At 34.0% G+C, this 18,185-nt stretch carries 12 protein-coding genes; all 12 read left to right on the forward strand.

The window, feature by feature from the left end:
* Nucleotides 1–102: 102 nt before the first annotated feature.
* The 12 genes from BC748_RS09095 (at nucleotide 103) to BC748_RS09150 (ending at nucleotide 18,137) form a co-directional block, all read left to right on the forward strand.
* The gene (locus tag BC748_RS09095) at nucleotides 103–1,455 is read left to right on the forward strand and encodes an MFS transporter (RefSeq protein ID WP_133533177.1); all 1,353 of its coding nucleotides are present in this window, start codon (nucleotides 103–105) and stop codon (nucleotides 1,453–1,455) included.
* On the forward strand, nucleotides 1,455–2,108 hold the full coding sequence (gene pgmB / locus BC748_RS09100; RefSeq protein ID WP_133533178.1) for a beta-phosphoglucomutase: 654 nt from the start codon (nucleotides 1,455–1,457) through the stop codon (nucleotides 2,106–2,108). The genes BC748_RS09095 and pgmB overlap by 1 nt, the downstream gene beginning before the upstream one ends.
* 98 nt (nucleotides 2,109–2,206) lie before the next feature.
* Entirely contained in the window at nucleotides 2,207–4,510 is a 2,304-nt protein-coding gene (locus BC748_RS09105) for a glycoside hydrolase family 65 protein (RefSeq protein ID WP_133533179.1), read from the forward strand.
* 64 nt (nucleotides 4,511–4,574) lie between these two features.
* Entirely contained in the window at nucleotides 4,575–6,401 is a 1,827-nt protein-coding gene (locus BC748_RS09110) for a glycoside hydrolase family 13 protein (RefSeq protein ID WP_133533180.1), read from the forward strand.
* Between the two features lie 91 nt (nucleotides 6,402–6,492).
* The gene (locus tag BC748_RS09115; protein WP_133533181.1) at nucleotides 6,493–7,431 is read left to right on the forward strand and encodes an alpha/beta hydrolase; all 939 of its coding nucleotides are present in this window, start codon (nucleotides 6,493–6,495) and stop codon (nucleotides 7,429–7,431) included.
* A gap of 5 nt (nucleotides 7,432–7,436) precedes the next feature.
* Nucleotides 7,437–9,857, forward strand: coding sequence for a glycoside hydrolase family 31 protein (locus tag BC748_RS09120; protein WP_133533182.1), 2,421 nt, complete (start codon nucleotides 7,437–7,439; stop codon nucleotides 9,855–9,857).
* 1 nt (nucleotide 9,858) lies between these two features.
* The gene (locus BC748_RS09125; protein ID WP_133533183.1) at nucleotides 9,859–11,511 is read left to right on the forward strand and encodes an alpha-amylase family glycosyl hydrolase; all 1,653 of its coding nucleotides are present in this window, start codon (nucleotides 9,859–9,861) and stop codon (nucleotides 11,509–11,511) included.
* Between the two features lie 304 nt (nucleotides 11,512–11,815).
* Entirely contained in the window at nucleotides 11,816–12,679 is an 864-nt protein-coding gene (locus tag BC748_RS09130) for a cupin-like domain-containing protein (protein WP_133533184.1), read from the forward strand.
* Complete coding sequence (locus BC748_RS09135; RefSeq protein ID WP_133533185.1) at nucleotides 12,679–13,326, forward strand: glycerophosphodiester phosphodiesterase; 648 nt, start codon at nucleotides 12,679–12,681, stop codon at nucleotides 13,324–13,326. Before BC748_RS09130 ends, BC748_RS09135 begins: the two co-directional genes overlap by 1 nt.
* A gap of 374 nt (nucleotides 13,327–13,700) precedes the next feature.
* Nucleotides 13,701–14,939: a BaiN/RdsA family NAD(P)/FAD-dependent oxidoreductase gene (locus tag BC748_RS09140; protein ID WP_133533186.1), complete on the forward strand. Its 1,239-nt coding sequence runs from the start codon at nucleotides 13,701–13,703 to the stop codon at nucleotides 14,937–14,939.
* 422 nt (nucleotides 14,940–15,361) lie between these two features.
* On the forward strand, nucleotides 15,362–16,048 hold the full coding sequence (locus BC748_RS09145; protein WP_133533187.1) for a hypothetical protein: 687 nt from the start codon (nucleotides 15,362–15,364) through the stop codon (nucleotides 16,046–16,048).
* Between the two features lie 79 nt (nucleotides 16,049–16,127).
* Nucleotides 16,128–18,137, forward strand: coding sequence for a T9SS-dependent choice-of-anchor J family protein (locus tag BC748_RS09150; protein WP_133533188.1), 2,010 nt, complete (start codon nucleotides 16,128–16,130; stop codon nucleotides 18,135–18,137).
* Nucleotides 18,138–18,185 lie beyond the last annotated feature (48 nt).

Genomic DNA, 18,185 nt, shown 5'->3' on the forward strand with positions numbered 1-18,185 from the left:
TTAGTATATTTACAACTTATTATCAAGCTTATACTTTACTTCGAAACTAAAAAAGCTTGATAAGCAATAGCTTATCGTATTATAAATCATTAAATTACGATAATGGAAAAGCGTAAATTAGGTTTCTGGGAAATTTGGAACATGAGTTTCGGTTTCTTAGGAATTCAAATGGGTTTTGCCCTACAAAATGCTAACGCTAGTAGAATTCTCCAGATTTTTGGTGCCGATGTTCATGAATTATCATGGTTTTGGATAATTGCTCCGCTAATGGGATTAATTGTTCAACCCATAATTGGACATTACAGTGACAATACTTGGGGAAGATTTGGCAGAAGAAAACCTTATTTCCTAGCTGGAGCTTTATTAGCTTCTATTGGATTAATTCTAATGCCTCAAGCCGAAATTTTCATTGCTTTTATGCCTGCCTTATGGGTTGGCGCGGGAATGTTAATGATAATGGACGCATCTTTCAATGTTGCAATGGAACCATTTAGAGCATTAGTTGGAGATAATCTTCGTGCCGACCAACATACACTTGGTTTTAGCGTTCAAACCGCTTTGATTGGTATTGGTGCTGTGGTTGGTTCTTGGTTACCTTATGTTTTAAACAAATGGTTCGGAATTAGTAACTTAGCAACTGAAACTTCAGCAATTCCACAAAATCTAATTTATTCCTTTATAATTGGTGCATTGATTCTTGTTGGTTCGATATTGATTACCATTTTCACAACAAAAGAATATTCGCCAGAAGAACTTTCAAAATTCAATGATGAAAAACAACACAAAGAAGCTGTAGGCGAAAAGGAAAAAGAAGCAAAATTATCCGATATTTTTACGGATTTTGCCAAAATGCCGGAAACCATGCGCCAACTTAGTTGGGTGCAATTCTTTTCTTGGTTTGGACTTTTTGGAATGTGGGTTTTTTCAACTCCAGCAATTGCACAACACATTTACGGCCTAAGTATTAACGATACTAAAAGTGCCGAATTTCAATCAGCTGGAGATTGGGTTGGAATTATCTTTGGAGTTTACAATCTTGTTTCAGCTATCGTCGCTTTTGCATTGCCATACATCGCAAAACAAATTGGGCGACGAAAAACACATGCTCTTTCTTTAGTTTTAGGTGGAATTGGTTTAATTTCTATGTATTTCATGCCAAACAAAGAAGCATTAATTTTCTCCATGATTTTAGTAGGATTTGCTTGGGCGAGTATTTTAGCAATGCCTTATGCCATTTTAGCTGGTTCAATCCATCCAAAGAAAATGGGAGTTTACATGGGAATTTTTAATTTCTTCATCGTAATTCCACAAATAGTAAATGCCTTAATTGGTGGACCGCTTGTAAAATATGTTTATGGCGACCATGCCATTTATGCTATAGTGATGAGTGGAATTAGTTTCCTTATCGCAGCATTTTTAGTAATTAAAGTTAAAGATAACGTAGACACAAAATAATGTCAAAAAAAGCATTCATATTCGACCTCGACGGCGTAATTGTTGACACCGCTAAATATCATTTTTTAGCATGGCAAAAATTAGCACAGGAACTTGGTATCGAATTTACCCCAGAACACAACGAAGAATTAAAAGGAGTTAGCCGCGTTCGATCGCTTGATATCATCCTAGAACTTGGAGGAATTCAAGCTTCTCAAGAAGATAAAAACAAATGGCTTATCCAAAAAAATGAAGATTATCTATCCTATTTGGTAGATATTGATGAAAGTGAAATTTTACCAGGAGTTTTACCTGTTTTACACTATTTAAAAGACAAAAATCAATTAATTGCTTTAGGTTCAGCTAGCAAAAATGCGAGACCAATTCTCGAAAAAACAGGAATTATCAACCTTTTTGACGCCATAGTTGACGGAAACGATGTTACTAATGCAAAACCCGATCCAGAAGTTTTCTTGCAAGCCGCAAAAAAACTTAATGTTACCAACGAAAATTCAATCGTTTTTGAAGATTCAGTAGCAGGAATCCAAGCCGCAAATATTGCCAACATGACAAGTATCGGAATTGGTGAAGCAACAACATTACACGAAGCAAAATACATATTTGAAGATTTCACGTTTATTGATGTATCATTTATAGAGTCTTTAATAAATTAAAACAACAGAAAAATAAAAATTAGTGATTTAGGAAAACAATTATTTGAAGCAAAAGTCTTTAAATCTTTACATCCAAAAATCTTTAAATCAAAATAAAAATGAACCAAGATTATATCAAACCAGATAACTGGTCGATTATTGAAGAAGGATTTGATGCCGAAAGAGTAAAATCATCAGAAAGTCTATTCAGTATCGGAAACGGTGCAATGGGACAACGAGCCAATTTTGAAGAATATTATTCTGGAAAAACATTTCAAGGAAGTTATATTGCCGGAATTTATTATCCTGATAAAACTAAAGTAGGTTGGTGGAAAAACGGTTATCCCGAATATTTTGCCAAAGTTTTGAACGCTCCAAACTGGATTGGCATTAATATCGAAATCAATGGCGAAAATTTGGATTTAGCCAAATGTGTTTCGGTTTCAAATTTTAAAAGAGAATTGAACATGAAAGAAGGTATTTACTATCGTTCTTTCAATGCCAAAATGCAAAACGGATTGGAAATTGCAGTTAAAGTAACTCGTTTTCTATCATTAGATTTAGATGAAGTTGGTGTCATCAATTATGAAATAACTATTTTAAATTCTGATGCTAAAATTGTTTTTAAACCTTATGTTGATGCAGGCGTTCACAACGAAGATGCCAACTGGGAGGAAAAATTTTGGGAACCAATAAGTGTAGAAAACTTATCACATGAAGCTTTTGTTACGGCAAGAACGTTCAAAACTCATTTTACCGCTACAACTTTTATGCAAAATACCATTTTAGTAAATGGTTCTGCTCAAAATATAAATCCTGTTATTTCTGAAAAAACAGCCGACAAAATTGCTTTCAGCTATGAAGTTTCAGTAGGCAAAGGACAAACTGCTTCGATACAAAAACTTGGCGGATATACTATATCCATGAATCATGAAAATACTGTAGAAGCAGCCAAAAAAGCTATTGAAAAAGCAAAACATATTGGTTACAATCAATTGCTTGAAGACCAAAAAACAGCTTGGGCAAAAATTTGGGAAATGAGCGATATTACTATTGATGGCGATGTAAAAGCACAACAAGGAATTCGTTTCAATATTTTCCAATTAAATCAAACTTATCTTGGAAAAGACAGCCGATTAAACATTGGTCCAAAAGGTTTTACCGGCGAAAAATATGGAGGTTCAACTTATTGGGATACTGAAGCCTATTGTATTCCGTTTTACATGGCTACAAAAGACCAACAAGTTGCTAGAAATCTTTTAGCGTATCGCTACAATCAATTGGATAAAGCCATCGAAAACGCCGGAAAATTAGGCTTTACAAATGGTGCCGCTTTATATCCAATGGTAACCATGAATGGAGAAGAATGTCACAACGAATGGGAAATCACTTTTGAAGAAATTCATAGAAATGGCGCCATCGCTTTTGCTATTTTCAATTATCATCGATTTACTGGCGATTACAGTTATATTCCAGAAAAAGGGTTGGAAGTTCTAATTGGAATTGCCCGTTTTTGGCACCAACGAGCAACGTATTCAACTTATAGAAACCAATATGTAATTCTTGGCGTAACCGGTCCAAATGAATACGAAAACAACGTTAACAATAATTTCTACACTAATTATTTAGCGAAATGGTGTATCGATTATACAATTGAACAAATCAATAAAGTTCAAAACGAATACTCAGGCGATTATTCTCGAATAATGAGTAAAGTCAATTTAGATGATGTCGAAATTTCTCACTGGAAAGCAGTTGCAGATAATATGTATTTCCCTTATTCGGAAGAACATGATGTTTACCTTCAACAAGATGGGTTTTTAGATAAAGAACTAGTAAAAGTTCATGATTTAGATAAAAGTCAACGACCAATAAACCAAAAATGGTCTTGGGACAGAATATTACGTTCGCCATATATTAAACAAGCCGATACGTTGCAAGGTTTCTATTTCTTTGAAGATCATTTCAGTAAAGAACAATTAGAAAAACATTTTGATTTCTACGAACCATTTACGGTTCACGAAAGTTCGCTTTCGCCATGTGTTCACTCTATTCAAGCAGCAACATTAGGAAGAATGGAACAAGCATATACATTCTATTTACGAACTTCTCGTTTGGATTTAGATGATTATAACAAAGAAGTAGAAGAAGGATTGCATATCACTTCTATGGCTGGAACTTGGATGAGTATTGTAGAAGGTTTTGGTGGAATGCGTGTAAAAAATAACGCATTACATTTTGAACCAAGAATTCCAAAAGAATGGGATGGTTATTCATTTAAAATCAATTTCAGAAACCAAATTTTAAAAGTGGCTGTTCAACAAAATGAAACCAATTTTTCTTTAGAAGGTGAAACTGCAATTCCAGTTTTTGTCAACGGAAAAGAAGTTTTAGTTGAACCGAATAGTTTGGTAACGGTTTAAATTAACCTAACAATAACCCTGTCAGCGTTTAAAACTCTGACAGGGTTTTTTAATTATTTATAAAATGAAAAAAGCACTTCTATTACTTCTGTTTTCAATAGCAACTTACGCACAAATTGATAAAGTTGAACCTCCATTTTGGTGGAGCGATATGAATCTTTCCGATGTTCAAATTATGTTCTACGGAAATAATATCGCTCAAAATGAAGTTACTGTTTCTAATGGCATCATCATCAAAGGAATTCAAAAAACCGAAAACCCAAACTACGTTTTTGTTACTATTGATACTAAAAATGTAAGTCCTCAAAACATCGTTTTCACTTTCAAAAACGGCAAAAAATCATTTACCAAAAACTACGAACTCAAACAACGCAAAGAAAACTCACGCTTCCGCGAAAGTTACAACAGCTCTGACGTAATGTATCTTTTAATGCCAGACAGATTTGCTAATGGAAACCCAAACAACGACAGTCATCCATCAGTAACCGAAAAAAACAATCGCGATTTGCCTGGCGGAAGACATGGCGGCGATATTGAAGGAATAATCAAAAACATCAATTATATTCATGAACTTGGCGCAACAGCCATTTGGTCAACACCACTTTGCGAAGACAATGACGAACGATATTCCTATCACACCTATGGACAATCTGATGTGTATAAAATCGATCCAAGATATGGAACTAACGAAGATTATCTTCGAATGAGCCAAGAATTACACAAAAAAGGCATGAAAAACATTATGGATTATGTGACCAATCATTGGGGTTGGAAACATTGGATGATAAACGATTTGCCAACACGCGATTGGATTCACCAATTTCCAGAATTTACCAATTCCAACTACAGAATGACAACCCAATTTGATATAAATGCTTCAAAACGCGATGCAGAACATTGTATGGATGGTTGGTTTGTAAAATCAATGCCCGATTTAAATCAATCCAATCCATTGGTTTTAAATTATCTTACTCAAAACGCCATTTGGTGGATTGAATATGCCGATTTAGATGGTTTCCGAGTAGATACTTATTCGTATAATGACAAAGAAGGAATTTCCAATTGGACAAAAGCAATCACTGACGAATATCCGCATTTTAACATTGTTGGCGAAGTTTGGATGAACGACCAAGCGCAAATGGCTTATTGGCAAAAAGACAGTAAAATTGGCGCCATTCAAAACTTTAATTCCTATTTGCCTTCGGTAATGGATTTCACGTTGCACGAAGCGATTAGTTCCACTTTCAATGAAGACCAAGCTACTTGGGACAAAGGAATTATCAAAGTATATCAAAATTTCACTAACGATTTCTTGTATCCAAACATTGACAATATTTTGACTTTTATTGAAAATCACGATACACAACGTTTCAACCATTTGTATCCCGATTTCAAAAAATACCAATTGGCTATGACTTTGTTAGCAACGGTTCGTGGAATTCCTCAGATTTATTATGGTTCCGAAATTGGTATGGCAGGAAACAAAGACAAAGGCGATGCTGATATTCGACAAGATTTTCCTGGCGGATGGAATGGTGATAAAAACAACGCTTTCACAGCTTCAGGAAGAACCGATTTTCAGAAAAAATACTTCGATTTTACCGCTAAATTATTAAATTGGAGAAAAAATAAATCGGTTATTCATTCTGGAAAAACAACTCATTATATTCCAGAAAATAACGTTTATATTTATTTCCGTTATGATGAGAAGGAAACTGTAATGGTTATCATCAACAACAATCCCGAAAAACAAACAATCAAAACCAATCGTTTCCTAGAAAATATCAAAAACTATACATCAGGAAAAGACATTCTAGGAAATGCTTCTTTTGATTTAAAGAATGACATTTCTATTGAAGGAAAATCAGCATTGGTTTTAGAATTAAAATAAATCCAAACTTGTCATTTCGACGAAGGAGAAATCACATCAACATTTTCAAGTTGTGCAATTTCTGTTTCGTTGAAATGAAAAATGAGTTCATATGAAAAAACTACTTTTTACATTATTAATTTCATCAATTGCTATAGCTCAAAGCAAAATAGAAAGCCATCAAATAGTTGACAAAGAAAAATTTGCTGGAATTATCCATCGAATAGATAGCTTTCCCACAAAATTTATTGCGTCAAGAACAGTCGATGTTTGGTTACCATCTAATTATTCAAAGGATAAAAAATACAGCGTTTTGTATATGCATGATGGACAAATGCTTTTCGACGCATCGTCAACATGGAACAAGCAAGAATGGATGGTTGATGAAGTAGTTTCCAAATTAAATGCTGAAAATAAAATTGAAGATATTATTGTGGTTGCCATTTGGAATATTCCAAACATTCGTCATGCCGATTTATTCCCAAAAAAACCGTTGCTACAACTTTCAAAAGATAAAATAGAATATATTTATGTTGAAGCTCAAAAATTAAATTATAATTTAAAAATTGAAGATATTAATTCAGACAATTATCTAAAGTTTATCGTCAAAGAATTAAAACCATACATTGACAAAAAGTATTCGGTTTATACCGATGCAAAACATACCGCAATAATGGGTTCAAGTATGGGCGGATTGATTTCGATGTATGCCATTTGCGAATACCCAAAGGTTTTTGGAAAAGCCGCATGTTTATCAACCCATTGGGTAGGATTTCGTGATTTTGAAAACAACACAATTCCCGAAAGTTTTTTTGCTTATATGGAGAAAAATTTGCCCAATCCAAAAGACCACAAAATCTATTTTGATTATGGAACAGAAACACTTGACGCAAGTTATTTGAAATACGAATATCGTGTGGATGAAGTGCTACAATCCAAAGGATACACAACAGAAAATTATAAAAATCTTAAATTTGAAGGAGAAAACCATTCGGAAGCTTCTTGGCAAAAACGAATTAACATTCCTATCGAATTTATGTTTGGAAAATAACCCTTATGAAGAAACTACTTTTTATCTTTTTAATTACATCAACTGCTTTTGCCCAAAACGCAAATAGAAAATTTATTTCCATCACTACTGACAAAAACTTTTGTAAAATAAAAGTAAGCGACGGTTCGTATCAAATTCGTTTTCTTTCGGATAAAATCATTGAAACAACTTTTATTCCCAATGGCGAAAAGTACAACCCAACATCAGACCTTGTCGTATTGAACGAAAATAAAAGTCCAAATTGGAAAATTTCGAAAGATGCCAATAGCAACTCTTTCGCTTTTAACGACTTGGCTGTAGAAGTGATTAAAAATCCGTTTCAAATTATATACAAACACAAAGGTGCAACAATCCTCTCGGAAAAATCAGGATATACAAAACGTAAACACATTCCATTGGAAAACGTAAAAGGAAACATTGTTTACGACTCTACCGAAGTGTTACAGTTTAATATTGCTCCTGATGAAGTACTTTATGGTGGCGGTTCGCGTGCTTTGGGCATGAATAGACGCGGCAACCGTTTAGCACTTTATAACCGAGCACAATATGGTTATGAAACCCGTGCCGAACTCATGAATTTCTGTATTCCTGTAGTGTTATCTTCAAAATTATATGCCGTTCATTTTGATAATGCTGCTATTGGTTATCTCGATTTGGATAGTAAAAAGAACAACACTTTAGAGTATGAAACTATCTCTGGTAGAAAGACTTATCAAGTAGTAGTAGGCAATTCTTGGGAAAATTTAGTCCAAAACTACACTAACTTAACCGGAAAACAACCGCTTCCACCACGTTGGGCTTTTGGTAATTTCTCTTCTCGATTTGGATATCATACGCAGGAAGAAGTAAAGAAAACCATTAAAAAATTTCAAGACAGTAACATTCCAGTCGATGCTATAATTCTCGATTTATATTGGTTTGGGAAAACTGTTCAAGGCACAATGGGAAATCTCGATTGGGACAAAGATAATTTCCCTAATCCTGAAAAAATGATTGCTGATTTGAATGCCAAAGGTGTCAAAACCGTTTTAATTACAGAACCATTCATTCTTACTACATCGTCTAAATGGCAGGAAACGGTAGACAAAAAGGTACTTGCAACGCTCAAAAACGGAAAGCCCGCAACATGGGATTTCTATTTTGGGAATACTGGAATTGTTGATGTATTCAAGCCGGAAGGTTCAGCATGGTTTTGGAATGTTTATAAACGACTAATTAATCAAGGTGTTGCCGGTGTTTGGGGCGATTTAGGCGAACCTGAAGTGTTTCCTAGCTTTGCAAATACCGCAAAAGGAACCGCAGATGAAGTACACAATATCTATGGACACAATTGGGCAAAACTCATTGCCGATGGTTATAAAAAAGAATTCGCAACCCAACGTCCATTCATCTTAATGCGTTCTGGATATTCGGGTTCACAACGTTTTGGAATGATACCTTGGTCTGGAGATGTTTCAAGAAGTTGGGGTGGTTTACAATCCCAAATGGAAATTGCCCTTCAAATGGGTATGCAAGGTTTAGCCTATATGCATTCAGATTTGGGAGGATTTGCTGGCGATTACTTTGATAATGAATTGTATCTAAGATGGTTGCAGTATGGTGTTTTCAACCCAGTTTTCCGTCCACATGCGCAGGAAGACGTCGCTTCTGAAGTTGCTTACAAAGATGTTGACACCAAGGAAGTAGCCAAGAAAGCTGTCGAACTTCGTTATCAATTGCTGCCTTATAACTACAATTTGGCTTTCGAAAATACTACAAAAGGAACACCATTAATGCGTCCATTATTTTTTGAAGAACCACAGAATACTGCTTTATTAGGCAAATCGGATGGCTATTTTTGGGGTAATGACTTCTTGATTTACCCAATAACGCAACGTGGTCAAACCCAAAAAGAAGTCTATTTCCCTAAATCGAGTAATTGGTATGACTTTTACTCTGGTAAAAAACACGAAGCGGGAACAACGCAAACCGTAGTAACCAACAAAGAGAATATTCCAACTTTTGTTCGTGGTGGAAGCTTCATCCCGATGAGCAAAATTGTGCAAAACACTACCCAATACAACCTCAACAGCTTTGATGTACATTATTTCTTTGATGAGAAAGCTACAACATCGAAGTTAAATCTATACAACGATGATGGTCTCACTGCGAACAGCTTTGAAAATCAAAAATTCGAGAAATTCGACTTTAGAAGTAAGTTCAAAAACAACACGCTAAACATCAAAGTCGAATATGACCAAGCCTATGCTAATGCTACCAGCAAAAAAGTAACCTTGATTGTGCATGGTTTTACTCAAAAACCCACCAACATCAACCTGAATGATAAAAAATTAAATCCATCGGAATATACCTTCGATAGCAACTTGTTGAAAATTACTTTGGATTGTCCACTTGACATTATGAATGACCTTGAAATCAAATTATAATATGAAAAAGATAACTGCCTTACTCCTACTTTCAATCGCTTTTGGTTGTAATTCCACCAAAGAGACTGTTTCAAAAAACACTACCAAAACCCCTTTCGTTTGGGAAAGTGCCAATGTCTATTTTTTACTACTTGACCGCTTCCAGAATGGCAATCCATCGAATGATAACATCATCAAACGCGATAAACCTACTGGTCCATTGCGCGGTTTTGAAGGTGGCGACCTTCGTGGTATCATTCAAAAACTGGACGATGGTTACTTTACCAACTTGGGCATCAATGCCATTTGGATGACACCAGTGGTAGAACAAATTCATGGCAATGTAGATGAAGGAACTGGAAACACTTACGGTTTTCATGGCTATTGGACGAAAGATTGGACGGCTATTGACCCAAGTTATGGCACGCGCGCCGACCTAAAAGAACTAGTGGACAAAGCGCATGCTCGTGGTATTAGAATTATGCTCGATGCGGTAATCAATCATACAGGTCCAGTTACAGAATTAGATCCTGCTTATCCTAGTGATTGGGTTAGGACTTCGCCAAAATGTACCTACAACTCCTATGATACGTATATAAATTGTACATTGGTGGAAAACCTTCCCGATGTATTGACGGAAAGTAACCAAAACGTAGCCTTGCCGCCAATGTTAGTTGAAAAATGGAAAAAAGAAGGACGCTATGAACAAGAAGTAGCCGAACTCGATGCTTTTTTTAAGAAGACAGGTTATCCTCGTGCGCCAAAATACTACATTATGAAATGGTTGGCCGATTACATTGCCGATTTTGGAATTGATGGCTATCGTGCTGACACCGTAAAACATACACAAGAAGATATTTGGAAAGATTTTCAAGCCGTATGCCAATCTACTTTTGATGAATACAAGAAAAACAATCCATCAAAAGTGTTAGACAACAACAAATTCTTTACTGTGGGCGAAGTATATGGTTATAATATCGGTGCCAAAAGGCTTTATGATTTCGGAGATAAGAAAGTTGATTATTATGCTAATGGGTTTACGAGTTTAATCAATTTTGATTTTAGAAACGAAGCCAAACTTCCTTATGAAGAGCTTTTCGGAAAATACAATTCGATACTACAAAATGATTTAAAAGGTTATTCTGTGATGAATTATACAACTTCTCATGACGATGGTTGGCCTTTTGACAAAAAAAGAGAACGCACCTTTGAAGCAGGAACCAAACTATTGCTTGCGCCAGGAATTGCTCAAGTATATTATGGCGATGAAAGTGCCAGAAACCTAGACATTGCTGGAGCACAAGGCGATGCTACTTTGCGTTCTTTCATGAATTGGGAAGAACTCAAAACGGATACTTCTAAAAAAGAACTATTGCTACATTATCAAAAGTTAGGCTTGTTTAGATCCAATCATCCAGCTGTTGGAGCCGGTAATCACCAAAAAATTTCGGCTGCGCCTTATGTGTTTTCTCGTTCATTTGCCAAAGAAAATTATACAGATGCAGTAGTAGTTGGTTTGGATTTACCCGTTGGACCAAAAGAAATTACAGTAGGCACTATTTTCTCAAATGGAACTAAGGTAAAAGATGCCTATTCTGGCAAAGTTTCTATCGTTTCTAATGGAAAAGTAGCGGTTGACAGTCCGTTTAGCATTGTTTTATTGGAGAAAAACTAAGCACTTTTCCCTCCTTTATTTAGCAAAAAACACCTTTCTACTTTTGTGTACTTGTTAGCTAGTTTAAACAATATATCACAAAATTAGAAAGGTGTATTTTTTTGTATTTTTCAAACCATATACCTATTTTTTATTTCGTAACTATATGTTTTTCAGCAGTATGAAGTAGATAAATATTTCAAAAGAAACTATTCAGCACACAATTTTTTAGTAGAAGATGTTAAATAAAAAATAATACTTAATTAAATTTGTATCTTTAATTGTAATATTGGTTTACTACAACTTTATTATAATAACATAGTTTATGGGTTTTAATTATTTAGAAATAGAAAGGGTAGAAAAGCTCACCAAAAAAGAGTTTATAAACAATTACTACAAGAAGCAAAAGCCTGTTGTAATCACAAATCAAATAGAAGATTGGCCTGCTTTTGCAAAATGGAATTTTGACTATATCAGAGAGATGGCTGGTAATCAAAAAGTACCATTATATGATAGTCGAAAGACGGATTATACTAAAAAGGTAAACGAACCTGACTTTACCATGACCATGTCGGAGTATATCGACATATTAGAAAAAGGTCCAACAGATTTACGCATCTTTTTATACAATTTATTAAAAGATGTACCCGCGTTAAAAGCCGATATGAAATGGCCTAACTTAGGACTACGATTGATTAAAAGCCTACCATTAGTTTTTTTTGGTGGTGAAAACGCAAAAGTGTTTATGCATTATGATATTGACTTTCCTAATCTATTTCATATTCATTTTGCAGGAAAAAAACAATGCGTATTGGTAGATCCAAAGGAAACCAAATACATGTACAGACTGCCCTATTCGTGGATATGTAATGAAGATATTGATTTTGACAATCCTGACTTTGAGAAGTTTCCAGCGCTAAAAAAAGTGACACCCTACATCACTACTTTAGAGCATGGCGAAATGTTATATATGCCCGAAGGTTGGTGGCATTATATGAAATACCAAACTCCTGGGTTTTCATTAAGCTTACGTTCATTAGCTGGCAGACCAAGTAACCTATTAAAAGGGTTTGCCAATGTGTTTTTTATTCGTCATTATGACAACTGGATGCGGAAGCGTAAAGGACAAGCATGGTTAGACTATAAAGACCAAGAAGCCATACGTCGAACAAATGAATTAGTAAAATAATGATTACCATTGCCCATCGTGGTGCAAATGAACACAACCTAGAAAACACTATTGCTTCCTTTAAAAAAGCAGTCGAAATGAAGGTGGACATGATTGAACTTGATGTTCGTCTTAGTCAAGATGCTATTCCTGTGGTAATCCATGATGCTACTGTTGATAGAACAACATCAACTAATGGAAACGTTGCTGATTTTTCTGCAAAAGAACTCCAGCAACTGGGAGTTCCAACGCTAGCCGATGTTTTTACATTAGTAAAAAATCAATGTAGCATTAATATTGAAATAAAAGAATATGAGGCTACACAACCCGTTTTAGATATGTTGCAATCAGCAGCATTTGATGTAGAAAAAATCATTATTTCTAGTTTTGATTGGTATGTGCTAAAAGATATACGCTTTCAAAACGGTACTATTAAACTTGGGGTTTTAACTGAAACCTATTTAGACTTAGCCATTGACTTTGCTACTTTTATCAAAGCCTTTGCTATTCATCCGTATTATCATTTGCTCACCATACAAAACGTTGAAAAAATCAAAGAAAAAGGATTGAAACTTTACACTTGGACGGTAAATGAGCCAGAAGATATTACCTTTGTCAAACAATTGGGTGTTGATGGCATTATCACGGATTATCCTGAAAGAGTTTAGATGCTTTTTTGTCATTTCGAGGCACGAGAAATCGCATAACGCTGACATACTAGTGTGATTTCTCCTTTGTCGAAATGACAAGAGTGATAAAATAAAAAATATAAACAGTACAAAAAAGTAAATTATTTCTCTTTTTGTCATTTCGAGGCACGAGAAATCGCATCATGTGATAAACGTTATATGATTTCTCCTTCGTCGAAATGACAAGAGTGATAAAATAAAAAATATAAACAGTACAAAAAAGTAAATTATTTCTCTTTTTGTCATTTCGAGGCACGAGAAATCGCATCATGAGATAAACGTTATGTGATTTCTCCTTCGTCGAAATGACAAAGCGTACATTTTATAAAATATAATTATAGGCAAATAGTAACATGATTTCAAAATACGATATTATCCTTGTTGGCGGTGGTGCGGCAGGTTTTTTTACCGCTATTAATATAGCGGAAAGAAACCCTAAGCTTAAAATTGCAATTCTTGAACGAGGTAAAACCGTGTTGGAGAAAGTTCGTATTTCGGGAGGCGGACGATGCAATGTTACTCATGCTGAATTTGTTCCAAAAGAATTAGCCAAAAATTATCCTCGTGGTGAAAAGGAACTCATTGGACCGTTTCATCAATTCTGTAGTGGCGATACGATTGAATGGTTTGCCAATCATGGTGTTGAACTTAAAATCGAAGACGATGGACGCATGTTTCCTACTACTGATAGTTCGCAAACCATAATTGATTGTTTCTTGCAAGCCGTTCAGCGGTTAAAAATTGATGTATTGACAGGGCAAAGCGTTCAATCCATCTTTCAAGGCACCGATTATTGGAAGGTAGAAACCAATCACGAAACGTATTCGTGCCAAAAACTAATTATGACTACCGGAAGCAACCCAAAAGTGTGGGAAATGCTACAAAACATTGGTCACAATATTGTTCCACCTGTTCCATCATTATTTACATTTAATATAAAAGATGCGCGCATCAAGGATTTAATGGGCATATCGGCAGTAGCAACCGTAAAAGTAAAAGGCACCAAATTAGAAGCTTCGGGTCCAACATTGATTACCCATTGGGGAATGTCGGGTCCAGGCATATTGCGTTTGTCGGCTTGGGGTGCAAACCTTTTAGCAGAAAAGAATTATCAATTTACCATTCAAGTCAACTGGTTAAATGATGCCACATTGGAAGAAACTGTTGAAATACTGAAAGAGCTGAAAGCCATCCATTCAAAAAAAATAATTTCTAAGAAATCGCCGTTTGATTTCCCTAATCGTTTGTGGGAAAGTTTGGTGCAAGCGGCAGGTATTGGTACTTTTTCTACTTCAAGTGATAGTCAAGACGTAAAATGGGCTGATGTTTCAAACAAACAACTACTAGCGTTGGCAACCCAATTGACTAATGGCGAGTTTCAAGTGAATGGTAAAAGTACATTTAAGGAAGAATTTGTTACTGCAGGCGGCATTGCTTTAAAAGAAATCAATTTTAAAACTATGGAAAGTAAGTTGCTACCTAACTTATACTTTGCGGGCGAAATTGTAAACATTGATGCCATCACGGGAGGTTTCAATTTTCAAAATGCATGGACTAGTGGTTTTATTCTTGCCTCTGAAATTTCTAAATAATAGCCTACTCCTATGGTATTATACTTTAAAATTATTATTTTACAATAACTTACTACGTCATTAGGTCTAAAAACAAGTAAATGCAAGTCTATTCCTTTAGTACTATTTACATAATCGTTTTTTTTAAGCTAGTTTACTATAGTAATATTCCCTAAAATTTTTATTTCTGTATATCTTACAGCAGTAACCTACACGTAAATTTATTTTTATGCCCTTATTACTGTTGTTTTTTATATCTATTGATTTGTTTATCTTCATTTTCAAAAGGTAATAATAATAAAAATTTTCTTAATTTTTAACAAATTTTTAACATTTAACAAAATACAACATATAAAAATATTTATAAGATTTGTAATACTAAATTTTACTTGTTTTTGTATAAGTATATAGTATCAAAAGTCTAACCAAAAAAATATTTTATTATGAGTAACACCAATCTACCCTTAGAAGAAACTTTAAAAATTAACAAAAAAAGCAATGTTCCTACGTCTGATATTGATTTAGGAAAAGTAGTAACCGATGTAAGTGCTACTTGGCTAACTAAACCCGAATTAACCTTGTTGTGGACTAATCAAATTGCATTTAATGATACTGCAGTTGATTATAACAAAGACTTAACCGAACGATTAGCGCTAGGTGGCGATAGACCACAAATTACTCAAACCATAAAAGATTTAGATGTAACTATTAATGAACATTTATCGTATGTAAAAGATATGATAACCAAAAAGTATAAGAAAAAAAATGCTACCAGTTATTATCCCGCATTTGGCATAGTATATAGAAATAAAAGATATGCAATTCCTTCAGACCAAAATACACGTTTGGCATCATTAAAATTAATGTTAAGTGGTCTAGTTGCACATGGATTTGAAGCCGATGAATTTGGCACTGCCTTTTGGCAACCTATTCATGACCAGTATGAACTATTTGTAAATAATGCAAGCACTACCGATGGCAATGTTTCTGCCAAAGTAAGTAGCAAAAACACGTATAAGAAAGAATTGAATAAAACGCTACGCGCACTGATAAATCTAATCAAAGCCAACTATCCCGATACCTACAAGGCAGAGTTGAGAACTTGGGGTTTTCAAAAGGAAAAATATTAATAGCAAATGCCCTAAATTATTTAGGGCATTTTGCATTACATTAATTTATATATTTGAAAATCAAACCAATCAACCTTTTATGAAAAAACAATTACTATTATTTGTTCTGTTATGTTTAAGTTTTGTTAGTCATGCGCAGTTTTTTGAAGGATTTGAAAATACAATAGGTCCAAATGCCCTACCATCAACCATTTGGCCACTTAATAGTGGAGACTGGACTGTTTTTAATACTCCTACTGATAATCCACAAAGATGGTCTATAACAACTATAAATGAATCGCCTGATTATGTTTATGGAGGAGAAAATGCTGCCTTTTGCAATCGTTCTAATTTTGCTGCAAATGAAATTATTGAAAATTATTTAGTTACACCGGTAATTACTGTTCCAAATGATCCTATTCTTAGTTTCTATACTCGTACTTTTCAATTAGGAAATCAGGGAACAAAGTTTCAAATAAAAGTAGCCCCAGCAACAGCAAATCCAACAGACCCAAACTCATATGTTTTACTACAGGAATGGGATGAAACGACATTATCTGATGAATATTTTAGCAATTATGTACCGAAAAATGTTACCTTAGATGAGGTTGTAGGCCTAGATATATACATTGCATTTGTGATGAAACGAGATCCCGTAGCTGGAAATTTTATGAGTGATCGATGGTTAATTGATAATGTAGGTATTAATTCAAATGCTGCTATTTATCACCCGAACAATTGTGACGAAAAATTTATTTTAAAAGCATTTTTAGATACTAATGGTAATTCTATAAAAGATGATGGGGAACCAAAATTTATTTATGGAACATACATTTACCAAATAAATAATTCAACAACAAGCCTATTTGGTTATACAACTACAGACGACTTCATTATCTGTAATTCTAATTCTTTAAATACATTTGATATTAGTTATCAAGTTTTTGATAATTTAAATACACTATATTCTTGCAATGTAAATTATAGTGACGTATCAATTCAAAATGATGACGGTATAGCTACCTTATACTTTCCTGTAAATGTAATAAATGCTCAAAATAATGTTAGCATTAACTTATATACAAATCAAAATCCGAGAGCAGCATCTAATTATACAATTAATTTAACTTATAAAAATAAATCTAATACTACTGCTAGTGGAAAAATTACATTTACAAAAGACAATCTAGTAACTATTAACTCAATATCACAAACAGGAACATTGAACAGTACTGATGGTTTTACTTTTGATTATATAAATTTAGAACCATTTGAAACTAGACACATTAGTGTTATTTTAAGTGTTCCAAATATACCTACTGTTGAACTTGGGGATTATTTAACTCATTCAGCTACTATTACAGTAGACAATGATGTCGACTTAAATGACAATTCCTCTTCTATAACTAATATGGTTGTTGCTGCCTATGACCCAAATGATAAAATGGAATCGCATGGAGAAAAAATTGTTTTTGATACTTTTACTGATGACTACCTTATTTATACCATTCGATTTGAAAATACAGGTAATGCTAATGCGGAATTTATACGAATAGAAGATACTTTAAATACTCAATTGGATGAAAACACATTTGAATTTATATCTTCAAGCCATGAAGTTAATGTGTTAAAAAATGCTTCAAAACTTACTTTCTATTTTAGTGATGTCAATTTGCCGCCAAGCATTCCTGATACTGATATTGGAAAAGGTTATTTGCAATTTAAGATAAAACCAAAACCTGGTTTTGCCGTTGGCGATATTATTCCAAATACTGCTGAAATATATTTTGATTATAATCCAGCAATTATAACTAATACATTTAATACTGTGTTTGTTGAAACTTTAAATTCGAACTCTTTTTCAAAACAAAATATTTTGATTTATCCAAATCCAGCAACTAGTAACGTAAACATCGAACTTAATAGTTCTGATGAAAACATCCATTCGATACAAGTAGTTGATATGTTGGGTAAAATAGTTTTAAATCAACAAAATATCACAAGTAACAATATTACAATTAATACTTCACTGTTATCAAAAGGTATTTATTTGATAAAAATAAATTCTGAAAACAATAATTATTTAGTAGAAAAACTAATTATTAAATAACATTATTTTAGATGTATGAAGCTCTAAAATGACGAAGCCATCATGTCA

The organism is Flavobacterium dankookense, assembly GCF_004362665.1.
GTDB lineage: Bacteria > Bacteroidota > Bacteroidia > Flavobacteriales > Flavobacteriaceae > Flavobacterium > Flavobacterium dankookense.

Excerpts from the sequence above, each read along its gene's own strand:
- BC748_RS09095 (WP_133533177.1), top strand. The coding sequence starts at position 103 with ATGGAAAAGCGTAAATTAGGTTTCTGGGAAATTTGGAACATGAGTTTC.
- pgmB (WP_133533178.1), top strand. The coding sequence starts at position 1,455 with ATGTCAAAAAAAGCATTCATATTCGACCTCGACGGCGTAATTGTTGAC.
- BC748_RS09105 (WP_133533179.1), top strand. The coding sequence starts at position 2,207 with ATGAACCAAGATTATATCAAACCAGATAACTGGTCGATTATTGAAGAA.
- BC748_RS09110 (WP_133533180.1), top strand. The coding sequence starts at position 4,575 with ATGAAAAAAGCACTTCTATTACTTCTGTTTTCAATAGCAACTTACGCA.
- BC748_RS09115 (WP_133533181.1), top strand. The coding sequence starts at position 6,493 with ATGAAAAAACTACTTTTTACATTATTAATTTCATCAATTGCTATAGCT.
- BC748_RS09120 (WP_133533182.1), top strand. The coding sequence starts at position 7,437 with ATGAAGAAACTACTTTTTATCTTTTTAATTACATCAACTGCTTTTGCC.
- BC748_RS09125 (WP_133533183.1), top strand. The coding sequence starts at position 9,859 with ATGAAAAAGATAACTGCCTTACTCCTACTTTCAATCGCTTTTGGTTGT.
- BC748_RS09130 (WP_133533184.1), top strand. The coding sequence starts at position 11,816 with ATGGGTTTTAATTATTTAGAAATAGAAAGGGTAGAAAAGCTCACCAAA.
- BC748_RS09135 (WP_133533185.1), top strand. The coding sequence starts at position 12,679 with ATGATTACCATTGCCCATCGTGGTGCAAATGAACACAACCTAGAAAAC.
- BC748_RS09140 (WP_133533186.1), top strand. The coding sequence starts at position 13,701 with ATGATTTCAAAATACGATATTATCCTTGTTGGCGGTGGTGCGGCAGGT.
- BC748_RS09145 (WP_133533187.1), top strand. The coding sequence starts at position 15,362 with ATGAGTAACACCAATCTACCCTTAGAAGAAACTTTAAAAATTAACAAA.
- BC748_RS09150 (WP_133533188.1), top strand. The coding sequence starts at position 16,128 with ATGAAAAAACAATTACTATTATTTGTTCTGTTATGTTTAAGTTTTGTT.